We start from the raw sequence: 14,478 nt of genomic DNA, 5'->3' as shown, positions 1-14,478 counted from the left end.
TCGACCTCCCGGCTGCCCCTTTGAGTCCCACCCCGCACAGCGACCGCACCTCACGCCTCCCCAGCCTCGTCGGTGGTCCTCCGCTTCGCTCCGGACCACCGACTCCCTCGCACGCGCTCCTCGTGGCCGCCGGGGGCGGCCACTCGCAGGCGCGCGCCACCGCGAGACAGTCATTCGAGCAGGACCGGCTCGGGAACGTCCTCGTCGGCCGCCCCGCGCCACGACCGGCTCGGTTTCCACCCGAACAGCCGCTCGGCCTTCTCGATGGCGTAGGCGCCCCGGTCGTCGCCCTCGGCGACCGCGCTCGGGTCGACCGCGCAGTCGTCCGGGACCTCGCCGTACGACTCGCGCAGGAGGTCGAGCAGGGGGCGACCGAGCGCGTTGTCGGCCGCGACGCAGTTGACGGCCTCGTGGGTCCCGGGCACTACGGCGGGGTCCGACCCCGCGGTCCCCGCGAGCGCGGCGGCGACGAGGTCGGCGACGTCGCGGGCGTCGACGTACGACCAGAAGTTGCCGGCGCCGGCGGCGAGGTCGTCGACGTAGTCGTCGCTCCGGCAGGCGTACGCGCCGGGGTACTGGATCCACGAGGGTCGGATCGAAACCGCGGGGACGCCCTCGCGACGCGCGACCGCGCCCGCGGCTGCCTCCGCCGTCACCTTCGAGAGCCCGTAGGGGTCCTCCGGGCGGAGCGGATGGGCCTCGGTGATCGGCAGCTCGTCCGGGAACGGGGTCGGCTCCGCGAAGAAGAAGCCGTAGGCGCCGTCGCTCGACGCCTGAACGATCCGGGCGTCGGCGCGGCCGGCGGCGTCGAGGACGTTCTTCGCGGCGTGCACGTTCGTCTCGAACACTCTCCCGTCGGGGTGGGTGCCCGCGACCGGGATCGCCGCCCAGTGGACGACGGCGTCGGGGTCGACCGCGTGGACGACGTCGAGCGCCTCGCCGCGGTCGGCGAGGTCGGCGGCGCGGAACGAGACGTTCGTGGCCGGGTCGGCGTCGAGGCCCGGGTGCTCGTAGTCGACGACGACGACCTCGTAGTCGCCGGCGAGTCGGTCGACGACCCAGCGCCCGGAGGCGCCGCGGCCGCCGGTGACGAGGACGGTCTCCATGCGTGGGGGTGGCCGCGGCGGTGCAAAAGCGCACCGTCGTCGGGCGACCGCGCGCTCTCGACGACGCTCTCGGTGCCCCGGCAGGCTTTAATCCGGCGAACGGTAAAACTCGGGTATGGAATGGAAGACCGACTGGGGATTACGTGGACGGATGGCGTTCACGATGTTCCTCCTCTTCGCCCTCTACGTCGTGTTCGTCGGGGTGCTGACCACGTACTTCGGGAACTTCCTGTTCCCGCTGATCATGCTCGGCGGGTTCTCGCTCGCCCAGTACTTCTTCAGCGACAAGCTCGCCCTGCGGAGCATGGGCGCCCGCGAGGTGAGCGCCGACGAGTACCCGGACCTCCACCGGCGGATCGAGCGCCTGAGCCAGCAGGCGGACCTCCCGAAGCCGACGGTCGCCGTCGCCGACACGCAGGTGCCGAACGCCTTCGCGACCGGTCGGAACAAGAAGAACGCGACCGTCGCGGTGACGACCGGACTGCTCCGGTCGCTCGACGAGGACGAGCTCGACGGCGTGCTCGCCCACGAGCTCGCGCACGTGAAGAACCGCGACGTGATGGTGATGACCATCGCGTCGTTCCTCTCCACCATCGCCTTCTTCATCGTGCGGTGGGGGTGGCTGTTCAGCGGCGACAACCGCCAGGGCGCGCCCGTCATCGTCGCGATCCTCGTGTCGCTCCTGGTGTGGGTGATCTCGTTCCTCCTGATCCGGGCGCTCTCGCGGTACCGCGAGTACTCCGCCGACCGCGGCGCCGCGCTCATCACGGGGAAGCCCGGAGCGCTCGCGTCCGCGCTGATGACGATCGACGGGCGGATGGACCGCGTCCCGGAGGAGGACCTGCGCGAGGAGGCGGAGATGAACGCGTTCTTCATCATCCCGATCAAGGCCGGCTTCGTCGGCAAGATCGCCTCGACGCACCCGTCGACCGAGAACCGCATCGAGCGGCTCCGCGAGCTGGAACGCGAGATGGAGACCGCCTGATCGCGGCCGACCCCTCGTCGCCGGACGCACGACCGCGCCGAGACGCGACGGACTGCCTCGACGCGTAGCTTTACTTCGGTCGACCGCCTGCGGCCAGCCGTGGTATCGCTACCGTCGATAGCGGGAGCCGACTCCGGGATCGTCAGGGAGCGGCCCTTCCAGCTGCTCCTCCTCATCAACGTGCTCCCGCCGCTCGGCACCGCGCTCCTCTCGCCGGTGCTCGGCTCGCTCGTCGAGCCGCTGGGGGCGTCGACGGCGAACATCGGACTCATGATGTCGGCGTTCACGGCGCCGTCCATCGTCGTCATCCCGATCGCGGGCGTCGTCTCCGACCGGTACGGCCGGCGCCCGGTGCTGCTCTTCGGGCTCGTCTGGTTCGGGCTCACCGGCACCGCGATCGCCCTCGTCTCCACCTTCGCCGCGGCGCTCGCCCTGCGCGCGCTCCAGGGGATCGGCTTCGCCGCGCTCACGCCGATCATCATCACCAGCCTCGGCGACCTGTACGCGGGAACGAAGGAGGCGACCGCGCAGGGGCTCCGGTTCACGGGCTCGGGGCTCTCGCAGACGGCGTTCCCGCTGGCCGCGGGCGTCCTCGTCGGGATGGCGTGGCAGTACCCGTTCCTGCTGTACGCCGTCGCCTTCCCGATCGCCGCCGTCGTCTACCTGTACTTCGAGGAGCCGCTCGACGAGGCGAGGGGCGAGGCGGGAGGCGGGGAGTCGTCGGCGGGGCTCCGGGCGCAGCTCGGCGAGATGCGCGCGCTGGTCGCGCACCGCCGGGCGTGGACGATGGTCGTCGCGCGCGGGAGCGCGAACGTGGCGTGGTTCGGCTTCCTCACGTACAACTCGATCCTCGTCGTCGACGTGCTCGGCGGGACGCCGGCGGCGGCGGGGGCGCTCGCGGCGATCGCGAGCCTCACGTACGCGCTCGCGGCGACGCAGGCCGGCCGGATCGCGGACGTCTTCGACGACCGGCTCTACCCGCTCGTCGCCACGAACCTCTCGATGGGCGCGGGGCTCGCGTTAACGTTCCTCGCCCCGTCGCTCGCGGTCGCCGCCGTCGGCGTCGCGTTCATGGGGATCGGGTTCGGGCTCGTGCTCTCGATCTACCGGAGCGTCATCACCACGCTCCCGCCCGCGGAGCTGCGCGGCGGGCTCGTCAGCCTCGGCGAGGGGAGCGGGCGCGCGGCGGCGACGGCGACTCCGGTGATCATGGGCGTCGCCGTCGCGCTCGCGACCCGCCCGCTCGGGTTCGAGGCGGCGGTCCGCGCCGTCGGGGTCGGCACCGGGCTCCTCGGCGGGGGCGTCGGGGTCGCCTGCCTCCTCCTGATGAGCGCGTCGCCGCCGATCCGGATGGGGAAGTAAGGCGGCCCCCGTCCACCGCGCGGCCTCTCAGGTCGATGCCCGCCATCCCCGGGTACTTTGTCGACCGACCGCGACGCGTCGAGCATGTCCGCCATCGACGTCGCGGTGCTCGACCACGACGCGCACGGGATCCCGGCCGCCGACTACGCGGAGATACTCCGACGGCGACTCCCCGACCGCGAGGTTCGCCTCGCGGCGACGCCCGCCGAGCGCGAGCGCTCCCTGCGGGAGGCGACCGTCGTCGCCGGCAAGCGGATCGACGCCGAGGCGGTCGAAGCCGCAGCGAACCTCCGGCTGTTCGCGTGTAACGCCGCCGGCGTCGACCACCTCCCGCTGGACGCGCTGGCCGAGCGCGGCGTCGCGGTGACGAACGCCTCCGGGGTCCACGGCCCGAACGTCGCCGAGCACGTGCTCGGCTGGGTGCTGACGTTCGCGCGGCGGCTCGACGAGGGGCGCCGCCGCCAGGAGCGCCGGGAGTGGCGCCGCTTCCAGTCGTTCACCGAGCTCGCCGGCAGTACCGTCACCGTCGTCGGGCTGGGGTCCATCGGCGAGGCGGTCGTCGAGCGGTTCGAGGGGTTCGACGTCGAGGCGATCGGCGCCCGCCACTCGCCCGAAAAGGGCGGTCCGACCGACGAGGTGGTCGGCTACGGCGACCTCGCCGAGGTGCTGCCGCGGACCGACGTGCTCGTCCTCGCGTGCCCGCTGACGGAGGCGACCGAGGGGCTCGTCGGCGAGGCCGAGCTCGACGCGCTGCCGACGGACGCGATCGTCGTCAACGTCGCTCGCGGGGGCGTGGTCGACACGCCCGCGCTGACGGACGCGCTCCGGTCGAACGCGCTCCACGGGGCCGCGCTCGACGTCACCGACCCGGAGCCGCTCCCGAGCGACCACGACCTGTGGGGGTTCGAGAACGTCTTCCTGACCCCCCACGTCGCGGGCCACACGCCGAGGTACTGGGAGCGGCGCGCGGAGGTCCTCGTCGAGAACCTCGAACGGATCGACGAGACCGGCGAGTACGAGGGGCTGCGGAATCAGGTGGCCTGAGGGGTCGTCGCCGAGGAGACGGAGCGAGCCGCGCTACTGAAACGCCTGCAGCCCGGTGAGGTCCTCGCCGAGGATCAGCGAGTGGATGTCGTGGGTGCCCTCGTAGGTGTACACCGTCTCCATGTTCGCCATGTGACGCATCGGCGAGTAGTCGGCCGTGATCCCGTTGCCGCCGAGCATCTCGCGGGCGATCCGCGACTGGTCGCGGGCGGTGCGGACGTTGTTGCGCTTGGCCATGGAGACGTGTTGCGGCCGCATCTCGCCCGCCTCCTTGAGGTCGGCGAGCCGGTGGGCGAGCAGCTGCGCGAGCGTGATCTGCGTCGCCATCTCGGCGAGCTTCTCCTGTTGCAGCTGGAAGCCGCCGATCGGCCTGCCGAACTGCTCGCGGTCGGTGGCGTACTCGCGGGCGACCTCGAAGCAGTCCGCCGCCGCCCCGACCGCGCCCCACGCGATGCCGTAGCGGGCCTGGGTCAGACACGACAGCGGCCCCTTCATGCCCTCGACGCCGGGGAGGCGGTTCTCGGCGGGAACGCGGACGTCCCGGAGGCCGATCTCGCCCGTGATCGACGCGCGCAGGCTGAGCTTCTCGTCGATCTCGTTCGTCGTGACGCCGTCGCGGTCGGTCTCGACGAGGAAGCCGCGCACGGGGTCCCCGTCCTCGGTGCGGTCCTTCGCCCAGACGACGGCGACGTCCGCGATCGGGGAGTTCGTGATCCACGTCTTCGAGCCGTTCAGCACGTAGCCGTCGCCCGCGCGCCCGCCGGCGGCCTCGGCGCGCGTCTCCATCGCGGAGGGGTTCGACCCGTGCTCCGGCTCGGTGAGCCCGAAGCAGCCGACCGCCTCGCCGGCGCCGAGCTTCGGCAGCCACTCCTCCTTCTGTTCGTCGCTGCCGAACGCGTGGATCGGGTACATCACCAGCGCGCCCTGCACGCTCGCCATCGACCGGAGCCCGGAGTCGCACGCCTCCAGCTCGCGCATCAGCAGGCCGTAGGCCCGCTCGCTGACGTTCGGCAGGCCGTACCCGTCGAGGTTCGGCGCGTAGAACCCCATCTCGCCCATCTTCGGGATGAGATCCGTGGGGAACGTCCCGTCGATCCAGTGGTCGCCCACGTCGTCGACCTCGCCGTCGATGAACGAGCGGGCGGAGTCGACGAGCAGGCGCTCCTCCTCGGTCAGGGTCGACTCCATGTCGAAGTAGTCGAGCATACGGGCGCTTGAACGGGGTCGATAATAATCGTGATCGTTATCGAGGGGCACCCGTCCTCGACCCGAAGCGCCCGGGCGGTCCACCCGATCGCGGCCGAGAACGCGCGGGGCCTCACGTCCGTAAGTCGTCGACGAGCGCTTCGAGGTGGTCGCGCGCGTCGTCGGACGGGGGGCTGTGGGGGGTTCGACTGTGCCCGGCCGGCGCGCCGCGGTAGCGCATCGCCCACTTGAGTCCGGGAATTCCGTACGTCGCGGTGACGGCCGTGTTGAGCTCGACGAGCCTCGCGTTCAGCGCCCGCGCCGCCGCCGGGTCGTCCCGGTGGGTCTCGTAGACGTCCGCGAGGTGCTCCGGATAGAGGTTCGCGAGGGCGTTGATCCCGCCGGTGCCGCCGGCGTCGAGCGCCTGCGAGAGGACGCTCGCGCTACCGATCAACAGGTCGAACGCCGCGTCCTCGACGCGTCTGCGGGTCCGGACGAACTCCGCGATGTCCGCCTGCGAGTCCTTCATCCCGGCGACGTTCGGGTGGGTCGCGATCCGCCCGACCGTTTCGGGCTCGATCACCGTGTCGGTGTACGCCGGGACCGAGTAGAGGTAGATCGGGATCGGTGACGCGTCCGCCACCTCGGTGAAGTACGCCTCCAGTTCGGACTGGTCGAACGAGTAGTAGAACGGCGTGACGACCAGCGCGGCGTCGGCGCCGACCGACGCGGCGCTCTCCGTCGCCTGAAGCGTCTCCTTCAGCCCCGGACTTCCGGTTCCAGCGACCACGGGAACCGAGGCCGCGTCGGCGACCGTCTCGACCACGGCCGCGCGCTCGGCCGCCGTCATCAGTTCGGCCTCGCTGTTGGACCCGCAGGGCGCGATGAAATCGACGCCCCGGTCTTCGACCCATGCGACCAGTTCGCGGAGCCGCTCGTGATCGACGTCGCCGTCCTCGTCGAACGGCGTGACGAGCGGGGGTGCGATCCCGTCCATACGCACGCCTCGCAGACCGGACGTATATATTCACAGGACGGAGCGCGGGCGGTCGATCGAGGACCCGGGAGCCCCGGCCGGTCAGAACCCGGTCGTCCCGTCGAGCAGGTGCGCCTCGACGACCGACTCGTCGAGCTCGATCCCGAGCCCGGGCGCCTCGGGGACCGCGATGCGACCGTCCTCGATCAGCGGCTCGTCGCGCGCCAGCAGGTCGTCCCACCAGTCGACCTCCAGCGCGTGGTACTCCAGCAGGTCGAAGTTCGGCGTGGCCGCGCCGAGGTGGACGCAGGCCATCGTCCCCACCGGGCTACAGACGTTGTGCGGGGACATCGGCATGTAGTTCTCCTCGGCGCGGTCGGCGATCCGCATCGTCTCCGTGAGCCCGCCGACCGTCGTCGGGTCGGGGGTGACCACGTCGACGCCGTGCTCGTAGATCAGGTCCGACAGCTCGAAGACGCGGAACCGGTTCTCGCCGGTCGCCACCGGCGTCCGGGTCGCCCTCGTCACCTCCTTCTGCGCGTCGGTGTTCTCCGGCGGGATGAGGTCCTCCAACCACATCAGGTCGAACGCCTCCAGCTCGTGGGCGAGCCGCTTCGCGCTCTCGACGGAGTAGTCCCAGTGGCAGTCGAACGCGAGGTCGACGTCGTAGCCGATCTCGTCGCGCACCGCCGCGACGATCTCCCGCTTCTCCCGGATCGCCGCGTTCGTCAGGCGCCCGTTGTACGGGTCGTTCTCGTTGTCGGCGGGGAGGTCGAGGTCGAACTTCAGCGCGTCGAATCCCATGTCGGTGACGCGGGCGGCCTCGGCGGCGTACGCCTCCGGGGAGTACGCCTCGGCGTCGGCGTAGGCGGTCGCCCCGTCCTCGACCGCGTACGCCTCGCCGGCGTGGCAGTCGCAGTAGAGCCGGACCTCGTCGCGGTACTTCGACCCGAGCAGCTGGTAGACGGGGAGCCCGAGGATCTTCCCGGCCGCGTCCAGCAGCGCGATCTCGATGCCGGAGGCCGCGGTGACGACCTTCCCGGTCGTGCCGCCGTGGCCCGACATCTCCTGGAAGATGTACCGCACCAGCCGCTCGACGTCGAGCGGGTTCTCGCCGACGAGGAACCGGTTCGTGTACTCGACGAGCTCCGGGACGCCGCCGCCGCGGTACGCCTCGCCGATCCCGGTGACGCCGGCGTCGGTCTCCACTCTGATCAGGTTCCACTCGAAGTTCCCCTCGACGACGCAGGCGTCGAGGCCGGTGATCTGTACGTCTCGGTCCGGGTCGCGGGTGTCGATCTGGTCTGAGTAGTCTCGCATGTGTGTCGTTGAATGGTATTCGTCGTGGTCAGTCGTCTCTGAACCGCTCCAGCGCGTCTTTGTCGAGCGGGACGCCGTGGCCGGGGCGGTCGGGGAGTTCGATGGTGCCGTCGTCGCCGGGTTTCACGGGGTCCGCGACGACGTCGTCGAACGCCTTCACGTCCATGTCCCGGTAGAAGTACTCCACCCAGAGGCCGTTCTCGATGGCGCCGAGCAGGGAGGCGTGGATGTTCCAGTTGTAGTGGGGCGCGATCGGGACGTCGTACGCCGAGGCGTGGTTCGCGATCTTCAGCCACTCCGTGACCCCGCCGCAGACGGTGACGTCGGGCTGGAGGATCGTCGCCGCGCCGGTGTCCGCGAGTCGGGCGAAGCTGTGCCGCGTCCCCTCCAGCTCGCCGGTGGCGACGGGGTAGTCGATCCCGTCGTTCACCTCGGCCATCGTGTCGACGCGGTCGATCATCACGGGTTCTTCGATGAAGTACGGGTCGTACGGCGCGAACTCGCGGCAGTTGCGGAGCGCCTCCGTGGTCGACTCCCAGACGCCGTTGGCGTCGAGCAGGAGGGTCCGGTCGTCGCCGATCTCGTCGCGCACGGCCGCGACGCGCTCGGCCTCCTCCGCGGCCGAGAGGCGTCCGACCTTCATCTTCACGACGTCGTGGCCCTCGTCGAGGTAGCGCCGCATCTCGCCGCGGAGCGCCTCGTGGCCCTTGTCGTCGCGGTAGTAGCCGCCGCTGGCGTACGACGGGACCGACTCGGAGTGCCCGCCGAGCAGCTTGTGGAGCGGCATCCCCGCGGCCTTCGCCTTCACGTCCCAGAGCGCGATGTCGACGGTGGAGATGGCGCGCAAGAAGAGCCCGGTCCGGCCGATCTGGACGTTCCCCTCGTACATCTCGTGCCACAGGCGCTCGGTGTCGCGGGGGTCCTCGCCGACCAGGATCGGTTCGAGCAGCGACTCGACCGCGTCGGCGATGAGACCGGCCCCCTCGTACCCCAGCGAGTAGCCGACCCCCTCGTGGCCGGTGTCCGTCCGCACGTACGTGATCGCGTGGTCCCGATAGGTGAGCGTCCGGTTGGAGAAGGAGACGGGCGACTCCAGCGGCAGCTTGATCGGGAACGACTCGACCTCGGTGATCTCCATGGGTGGTGCGGCGTGATACGGCTACAAGTAGGCCGCTGTATCGGCAATGCTCTCGACCGCGGCGACACCGGTCCCGACGCGCCCGGCCACCGGCAGCTTTTGTGTCGGCGGCGCGAGGGCCCCCACATGGAGTTCCCCGACCGATCCGACGTCGACGGGCTCATCGACTCGCAGCCGCTCCCGGGGTTCGCGCGAGTGCGGTACGAGCCGGCGACCGAGCGCCTCGACGACCCCGTCGGGGCGGCGCGCGAGGCGCTCGACGGCCTCGACCTCGGCGGCCTCCCCGCGGGCGCGACCGTGGCCGTCGGGGTCGGTAGCCGCGGGATCGACCGGATCGACGAGGTCGCGGCGGCGGTCGTCGACCGGGTCGCCGAGCGCGGCCTCGACCCCGTGGTGGTGCCGGCGATGGGCAGCCACGGCGGCGCGACCCCCGAGGGGCAGCGCGAGGTGTTGGAGGCGCTCGGGATCACGGAGGCGACGGTCGGCGCGCCGATCGACGCCCGAATGGCGGCCGCGGAGCTGGCGACGGTCCCGGTGGGCGACGCCGACCTCCCGGTGTACTTCTCGGAGGCGGCGCTCGCGGCCGACGCCGTCCTCGTGATCAACCGCGTGAAGGCCCACACCAACTTCACCGGGCCGGTCGAGAGCGGGCTCGCGAAGATGACCGTCGTCGGGCTCGGCAAGCAGCGCGGCGCGAAGTCGTTCCACTCGACGGCGATCGCCGAGGGGTACGTCGAGGCGCTGACGGCCGCGCTCGACGTGATCGAGCGCGAGACCGCGCTGGTCGGCGGGATCGCCTTGGTCGAGAACTTCGAGGAGGAGATCGGCCACCTGGAGTCCGTCCCCGCGGGGTCGTTCCTCGACCGCGAGCCGGAGCTGTTGGAGCGCGCCTACGACGAGATGCCGACGCTCCCGGTCGACGACGTCGACCTCCTCGTCGTCGACGAGATCGGCAAGGAGGTCTCGGGCGCCGGGATGGACACGAACGTCATCGGTCGCTACCGCGTCCTCAACGCGCCCGACCCCGAGACCCCCGATATCGACCTCATCTACGTCCGAGGGCTGACCGAGGCGACGAAGGGGAACGGCAACGGGATCGGGCTCGCCGACCTCACCCGGAAGAGCGCGGTCGACCAGCTGGACCTGAAGAAGACGTACGCGAACGCGCTCACGAGCGGGTCGCTCGCGAAGTCGAAGCTCCCGGTGGTGGCGCCCGACGACGAGTTCGCGCTCCGGACCGCGCTGGCGGCGCTCGGCGGCTACGACCCCGAGACCGTCCGGATCGTCTGGATCCGGAACACGCAGGACCTCGGGGAGCTCCGCGTCTCCGACGCCGTCGTCGACGACCTCCCCGAGGCGGCGACGGTCGTCGGCCGCGAGGCGGTCGGGTTCGAGGACGGGACGGCCGGGTTCGAGACGGAATCGGCGGACGGTCCGGACGCGAGCGATCCGGACGCCTGAGGACGGGGCCGTCCCCTTGCCTGTAGGGAAACGTTTTCACGCCGCACTGGGGATGGGTGAGACATGGACCTACAGATCGACGGGAACGCGGCCCTCGTCACGGCGTCGTCCAGCGGACTCGGCAAGGCATCGGCGAAGGCGCTGGCCCGAGAGGGCGCGGACGTCGTCATCAACGGCCGCGACGAGGAGCGACTCGCGGCCGCGAAAGAGGAGGTCGAGGCGGTCGCGACGGGCGAGGTCGTCGCGCAGCCCGCCGACCTGACCGACGCCGACGAGGTCGCGGCCCTAGTCGAGGCGACGGTCGACGAGTTCGGGACGATCGACCACCTCGTGACGAGCGCGGGCGGCCCGCCCTCGGGCGCCTTCCTCGACACCGACGACGAGGACTGGCAGCACGCCTACGACCTGCTCGTGATGAGCGTCGTCCGGCTGGCGCGGGAGTCGTACCCCCACCTCAAGGAGGGCGACGGCGGCACGATCGTCAACATCACCTCGCGGAGCGTGAAGGAGGCCATCGACAGCCTCGTGCTGTCGAACGCCGTCCGGATGGGCGTCATCGGGCTGGAGAAGACGCTCTCGAAGGAGTTCGCGCCGGAGGTACGCGCGAACGCCGTCCTGCCCGGCCCCCACGAGACGAGCCGGATCCGCGACCTCGTCGAGGCCGCCGTCGAGCGCGGCGACTACGACTCCTACGACGAGGGGCTCGACGACTGGGCGCAGAATCCGCTGGAGCGCATCGGCGACCCGATGGAGCTCGGCGACACCGTCGCGTACCTCTCGTCGCCGAAGTCGGGGTACATCAACGGGACGGCCCTCCCGATCGACGGGGGCTCGACCGGAGCGAACCTATGAGGCCGGTCGCGTTCGACGAGGCGGAGACGTACGAGCCCGAGGAGGGGTGGCGGCGCGTGTCGATGGCGGGCAGCGATCGGTTCTCCTTCGAGTGGTTCGAGAAGCCGCCGGGCCACAGCTCGCCGATGCACGACCACGAGAACGAGCAGGTGTGCCTCTGCCTGCAGGGCGAGCTCACGGTCGCGACCGAGGACGGCGAGGTCACGCTGGAGAAGAACGACTCCGTGCTCCTGGAGTCCGACGAGACCCACCGGGTGGAGAACACCGGCGACGAGCGCGCGGTCGGGCTCGACGTGTTCGCGCCCGGGCGCTCGTTCGACTTCTGGACGGACCGCGAGGAGTGAGATGACCGGAGCGAACGCGGGACGCGGAGCGAGCGCGGAACGCGGGGCGAGCGAGCGATGAAGTACCTCGCGCGCACGGCGACCGGCGACCCACTGCTCGGCGGCGACGAGGGGTACGTCCCCCTCGGCGCGGTCGAACCCGACCTGGACGCCGTCCGCGACGCGCTGCCCCGGGCGGCCGCGGGCGACCTGGGCGACGTCGCCGACGCGACCGCCGACCCCGTGCCGGCCGCGGACCTGTCGTTCGGCGCGCCCCTCGAATCGTTCGGGAAGCTGTGGGGGATCGGGCTGAACTACGAGGCGCACGCGGGCGACCTCGACGAGCGGCGTCCGGAGGAGCCGGCGAGCTTCATGAAGCCGTCGTCGGTCCTGACGGGGCCGGGCGGGCCGATCCGCCTGCCGCCGGTCTCGCAGAGCGAGCGGGTGACCGCCGAGGCGGAGCTGGCCGTCGTGATGGGGCGGACGTGCCGCGGCGTCGACGAGGCCGACGTGGATAGCGTGGTCGCGGGGTTCCTCCCCGTGATCGACATGACGGCCGAGGACGTGCTCCAGCGGAACCCGCGCTTCCTCACGCGGGCGAAGAGCTACGACACGTTCCTCGTGCCGGGCGCCGCGCTCGCGGTGCCCGAGGGGCCGCTCGACCTCGAACCGCTCTCGGTGCGGACCGAGGTCAACGGCGAGGTGCGGGCCGAGAACGAGGTCCGGAACATGCTGTTCCCGCCGGCGGAGATCGTCTCGTTCCACGCCGACGTGATGACCTTGGAACCCGGCGACCTGTTCAGCACGGGGACGCCCGGCGCAGCGCCCATCGACCCCGGCGACGAGGTGCGAGCGGTCGTCGAGTCGATCGGGACCGCCGAGGCGCCCGTGACCCGGTAGGGGGCTCGGCTCCCGGCGCCGGCAGGCATCTTTATTACCCGTTGTTCGGTTAGGTGCCGGTATGTACCGCGTACTGCTCCCCGTCGGCGGAGACGTCGACCACGTGCTGGCCGCGGCGGACGCCGTCGCCTCGCTGCCGAACGCCGCCGACGAGGTCGAGGCGGTGATCCTCAACGTCTACGAGGGGTTCGAGGTCAGCGGCGAGGGCGGGCGCGTCGACTCCGAGGACGTGTGGAACGAGGAGAACTACCCCGAGAGCGTCGACGCGGTCGAAGACCGACTGACCGAGGCCGGCGTGGAGACGACCAGGCGGCGCGAGCACGGCGACGACCCCGCGGAGACGATCATCGAGGTCGCGGCCGAGCTCGACGTCGACAATATCACGATGAGCGGTCGCCGTCGGAGCCCGACCGGGAAGATGCTGTTCGGGAGCACGACCCAGTCGGTGCTGCTCGCGGCCGACCGACCCGTGACGGTGATCCTCGAAGAGTAGACCGACGCACGCAACGTGTTCGACGGTTTTCACGAGGTGGAGTATTCCTTCGGTTTAAACTGAAACAAACAGATACCTTGTTAATCATCGACCGCAATGTCAGGATTGAGCATGGCAGATAACTCAGTTAATCGACGCAGGTTCCTGTACGGTACGGGCGCGGTAGGTATCGCCGGACTCGCCGGCTGTAGCGGCGGCGACGGCGGCGACGGATCCGACGGCTCCGACGGATCGGACGGCTCCGACGGCGGCGACGGCGGCGACGGAATGGACGGCGACGACGGCTCCGACGGCGAGGACGGCGACGACGGAAGCCAGAACCTCTCGCTGCGCGTGGGGACATCGGCCGGGGGGACACAGGACGTCGGCCTCGCGGTCGAGCGCGCGGTGAGCCAGGAGAGCGACATTCTCGACTACTCGACCATCGAGAGTCCGGGCTACATCGGGACCATCTATCGGATGGCGCAGAACCAGTTCAACGCCGGCATCACCGACAACAACTCCCTCAACAAGGCGCTCGACGACCGCGGCCGGTTCTCCGAGCAGTCGGTGTCCCGAATTCCACAGTACGGGTTCGGCGCGTTCCCGTACAGCATCTACGTCGTCGCCCGCGCCGACACGGACATCGAGACGTTCGACGACCTCGCCGGCGCGAACGTCTACCCCGCCGAGCCGGGGTACTCGACGCGCGCGACGACCCTCGACGTCTGGTCGCAAGACCCGACCGCGGACGTGTACGACCAGATGAACATCCAGAACATGGGCGTCGGCGACGCGCCCGGCGCGATGGAGGAGGGCACCATCGACGCGTCCATCGCGTACGGCGCACCCGGTGTTCGGTACACCGGCTTCGTTCAGGAGATGGCCTCCCGCGTCGATCTCACCTACGTCGAGCCGACGGACGCGCTCATCGAGTCCGCGGAGTCGTACGCCGGCGCCGGCACGACCCGGACGTCCTACAGCGACTGGCAGATCGCGGGCACGGACATCGGCACCGACGAGGTGTTCACCTGGGACCTCGAGGTCAACTACACGTTCAACCCCGAGGCCAACCCGGACGCCGTCTACGAGCTCTGCCGCGTCGTTCACGAGCACAACGACGTCGTCAACAACGGTGAAGAGCAGTTCAACAACTACGACTCCGCCGAGGAGATGCTCGGCTACGCGCAGGAGCGCATCCCGGTCCACCCCGGTGCCGTCCAGTACTACAGGGACAACGACGCCTGGGACGACAGCCTCCAAGAGGGCGACACGGCGTAACCCCTCCCGAGGCGTCGTTCTGACCGGCGAACCGGGATCCAACTAATATTAATATTTTACGACAAACAAACCG

The 14,478-nt window shown here is 70.6% G+C and carries 14 protein-coding genes; 9 read left to right on the top strand and 5 right to left on the bottom strand.

Annotated elements, in window-relative coordinates; translation table 11 throughout:
• Positions 1–170: 170 nt before the first annotated feature.
• The gene (locus ACFQMF_RS03330; protein ID WP_256407715.1) at positions 171–1,106 is read right to left on the bottom strand and encodes an NAD-dependent epimerase/dehydratase family protein; all 936 of its coding nucleotides are present in this window, start codon (positions 1,104–1,106) and stop codon (positions 171–173) included.
• Between the two features lie 115 nt (positions 1,107–1,221).
• Here ACFQMF_RS03330 and htpX point away from each other — a divergent pair, with 115 nt between their 5' ends.
• From htpX to ACFQMF_RS03315, 3 genes are all read left to right on the top strand, one after another.
• Complete coding sequence (htpX, locus tag ACFQMF_RS03325; RefSeq protein ID WP_256407716.1) at positions 1,222–2,091, top strand: zinc metalloprotease HtpX; 870 nt, start codon at positions 1,222–1,224, stop codon at positions 2,089–2,091.
• A gap of 99 nt (positions 2,092–2,190) precedes the next feature.
• Complete coding sequence (locus tag ACFQMF_RS03320) at positions 2,191–3,453, top strand: MFS transporter (RefSeq protein ID WP_256407717.1); 1,263 nt, start codon at positions 2,191–2,193, stop codon at positions 3,451–3,453.
• 84 nt (positions 3,454–3,537) lie between these two features.
• Positions 3,538–4,497 carry a D-2-hydroxyacid dehydrogenase gene (locus ACFQMF_RS03315; RefSeq protein ID WP_256407718.1) on the top strand — a complete coding sequence of 320 codons (960 nt, stop codon included), beginning with the start codon at positions 3,538–3,540 and terminating at the stop codon, positions 4,495–4,497.
• A gap of 33 nt (positions 4,498–4,530) precedes the next feature.
• Here ACFQMF_RS03315 and ACFQMF_RS03310 read toward each other — a convergent pair whose 3' ends face one another.
• The 4 genes from ACFQMF_RS03310 to ACFQMF_RS03295 all read right to left on the bottom strand — a co-directional run bounded on the left by ACFQMF_RS03310 (position 4,531) and on the right by ACFQMF_RS03295 (position 9,116).
• Complete coding sequence (locus ACFQMF_RS03310) at positions 4,531–5,703, bottom strand: acyl-CoA dehydrogenase family protein (RefSeq protein ID WP_256407719.1); 1,173 nt, start codon at positions 5,701–5,703, stop codon at positions 4,531–4,533.
• Between the two features lie 112 nt (positions 5,704–5,815).
• Positions 5,816–6,679, bottom strand: coding sequence for a dihydrodipicolinate synthase family protein (locus ACFQMF_RS03305; protein ID WP_256407720.1), 864 nt, complete (start codon positions 6,677–6,679; stop codon positions 5,816–5,818).
• Positions 6,680–6,760: 81 nt separating this feature from the next.
• Positions 6,761–7,978, bottom strand: a complete 1,218-nt coding sequence (locus tag ACFQMF_RS03300) for a mandelate racemase/muconate lactonizing enzyme family protein (protein ID WP_256407721.1) — start codon at positions 7,976–7,978, stop codon at positions 6,761–6,763.
• 28 nt (positions 7,979–8,006) lie between these two features.
• On the bottom strand, positions 8,007–9,116 hold the full coding sequence (locus ACFQMF_RS03295; protein WP_256407722.1) for a mandelate racemase/muconate lactonizing enzyme family protein: 1,110 nt from the start codon (positions 9,114–9,116) through the stop codon (positions 8,007–8,009).
• Between the two features lie 126 nt (positions 9,117–9,242).
• On the opposite strand from ACFQMF_RS03295, the gene ACFQMF_RS03290 reads away from it, so the two are divergent.
• The 6 genes from ACFQMF_RS03290 (at position 9,243) to ACFQMF_RS03265 (ending at position 14,405) form a co-directional block, all read left to right on the top strand.
• Positions 9,243–10,577 (top strand): nickel pincer cofactor-dependent isomerase, group 22, encoded by a 1,335-nt coding sequence (locus ACFQMF_RS03290; RefSeq protein ID WP_256407723.1) that lies wholly within the window; start codon positions 9,243–9,245, stop codon positions 10,575–10,577.
• Between the two features lie 63 nt (positions 10,578–10,640).
• A complete protein-coding gene (locus ACFQMF_RS03285) occupies positions 10,641–11,429 on the top strand; it encodes an SDR family oxidoreductase (protein ID WP_256407724.1) in 789 nt (262 codons plus the stop codon).
• On the top strand, positions 11,426–11,773 hold the full coding sequence (locus ACFQMF_RS03280) for a cupin domain-containing protein (protein WP_256407725.1): 348 nt from the start codon (positions 11,426–11,428) through the stop codon (positions 11,771–11,773). The genes ACFQMF_RS03285 and ACFQMF_RS03280 overlap by 4 nt, the downstream gene beginning before the upstream one ends.
• 57 nt (positions 11,774–11,830) lie before the next feature.
• On the top strand, positions 11,831–12,652 hold the full coding sequence (locus ACFQMF_RS03275) for a fumarylacetoacetate hydrolase family protein (protein ID WP_256407726.1): 822 nt from the start codon (positions 11,831–11,833) through the stop codon (positions 12,650–12,652).
• A 61-nt stretch (positions 12,653–12,713) separates the two neighbouring features.
• Entirely contained in the window at positions 12,714–13,145 is a 432-nt protein-coding gene (locus ACFQMF_RS03270; RefSeq protein WP_256407727.1) for a universal stress protein, read from the top strand.
• 111 nt (positions 13,146–13,256) lie between these two features.
• Positions 13,257–14,405 carry a TAXI family TRAP transporter solute-binding subunit gene (locus ACFQMF_RS03265; protein ID WP_256407728.1) on the top strand — a complete coding sequence of 383 codons (1,149 nt, stop codon included), beginning with the start codon at positions 13,257–13,259 and terminating at the stop codon, positions 14,403–14,405.
• The last annotated feature ends 73 nt before the right edge of the window (positions 14,406–14,478 follow it).

This window comes from Halorubrum rutilum (assembly GCF_042665015.1).
In the GTDB taxonomy this organism is placed as follows: Archaea; Halobacteriota; Halobacteria; order Halobacteriales; family Haloferacaceae; genus Halorubrum; species Halorubrum rutilum.
Note: the sequence above shows the minus strand (reverse complement) of the source record. Positions and strands in the feature narration are given on the sequence as shown.

What these genes read in the sequence shown, in the direction of transcription:
- ACFQMF_RS03330 (WP_256407715.1), bottom strand. Translation starts at nt 1,106, where the DNA reads ATGGAGACCGTCCTCGTCACCGGCGGCCGCGGCGCCTCCGGGCGCTGG.
- ACFQMF_RS03275 (WP_256407726.1), top strand. Translation starts at nt 11,831, where the DNA reads ATGAAGTACCTCGCGCGCACGGCGACCGGCGACCCACTGCTCGGCGGC.
- ACFQMF_RS03280 (WP_256407725.1), top strand. Translation starts at nt 11,426, where the DNA reads ATGAGGCCGGTCGCGTTCGACGAGGCGGAGACGTACGAGCCCGAGGAG.
- ACFQMF_RS03290 (WP_256407723.1), top strand. Translation starts at nt 9,243, where the DNA reads ATGGAGTTCCCCGACCGATCCGACGTCGACGGGCTCATCGACTCGCAG.
- ACFQMF_RS03310 (WP_256407719.1), bottom strand. Translation starts at nt 5,703, where the DNA reads ATGCTCGACTACTTCGACATGGAGTCGACCCTGACCGAGGAGGAGCGC.
- ACFQMF_RS03305 (WP_256407720.1), bottom strand. Translation starts at nt 6,679, where the DNA reads ATGGACGGGATCGCACCCCCGCTCGTCACGCCGTTCGACGAGGACGGC.
- ACFQMF_RS03270 (WP_256407727.1), top strand. Translation starts at nt 12,714, where the DNA reads ATGTACCGCGTACTGCTCCCCGTCGGCGGAGACGTCGACCACGTGCTG.
- ACFQMF_RS03300 (WP_256407721.1), bottom strand. Translation starts at nt 7,978, where the DNA reads ATGCGAGACTACTCAGACCAGATCGACACCCGCGACCCGGACCGAGAC.
- ACFQMF_RS03265 (WP_256407728.1), top strand. Translation starts at nt 13,257, where the DNA reads ATGGCAGATAACTCAGTTAATCGACGCAGGTTCCTGTACGGTACGGGC.
- ACFQMF_RS03315 (WP_256407718.1), top strand. Translation starts at nt 3,538, where the DNA reads ATGTCCGCCATCGACGTCGCGGTGCTCGACCACGACGCGCACGGGATC.
- ACFQMF_RS03285 (WP_256407724.1), top strand. Translation starts at nt 10,641, where the DNA reads ATGGACCTACAGATCGACGGGAACGCGGCCCTCGTCACGGCGTCGTCC.
- ACFQMF_RS03295 (WP_256407722.1), bottom strand. Translation starts at nt 9,116, where the DNA reads ATGGAGATCACCGAGGTCGAGTCGTTCCCGATCAAGCTGCCGCTGGAG.
- htpX (WP_256407716.1), top strand. Translation starts at nt 1,222, where the DNA reads ATGGAATGGAAGACCGACTGGGGATTACGTGGACGGATGGCGTTCACG.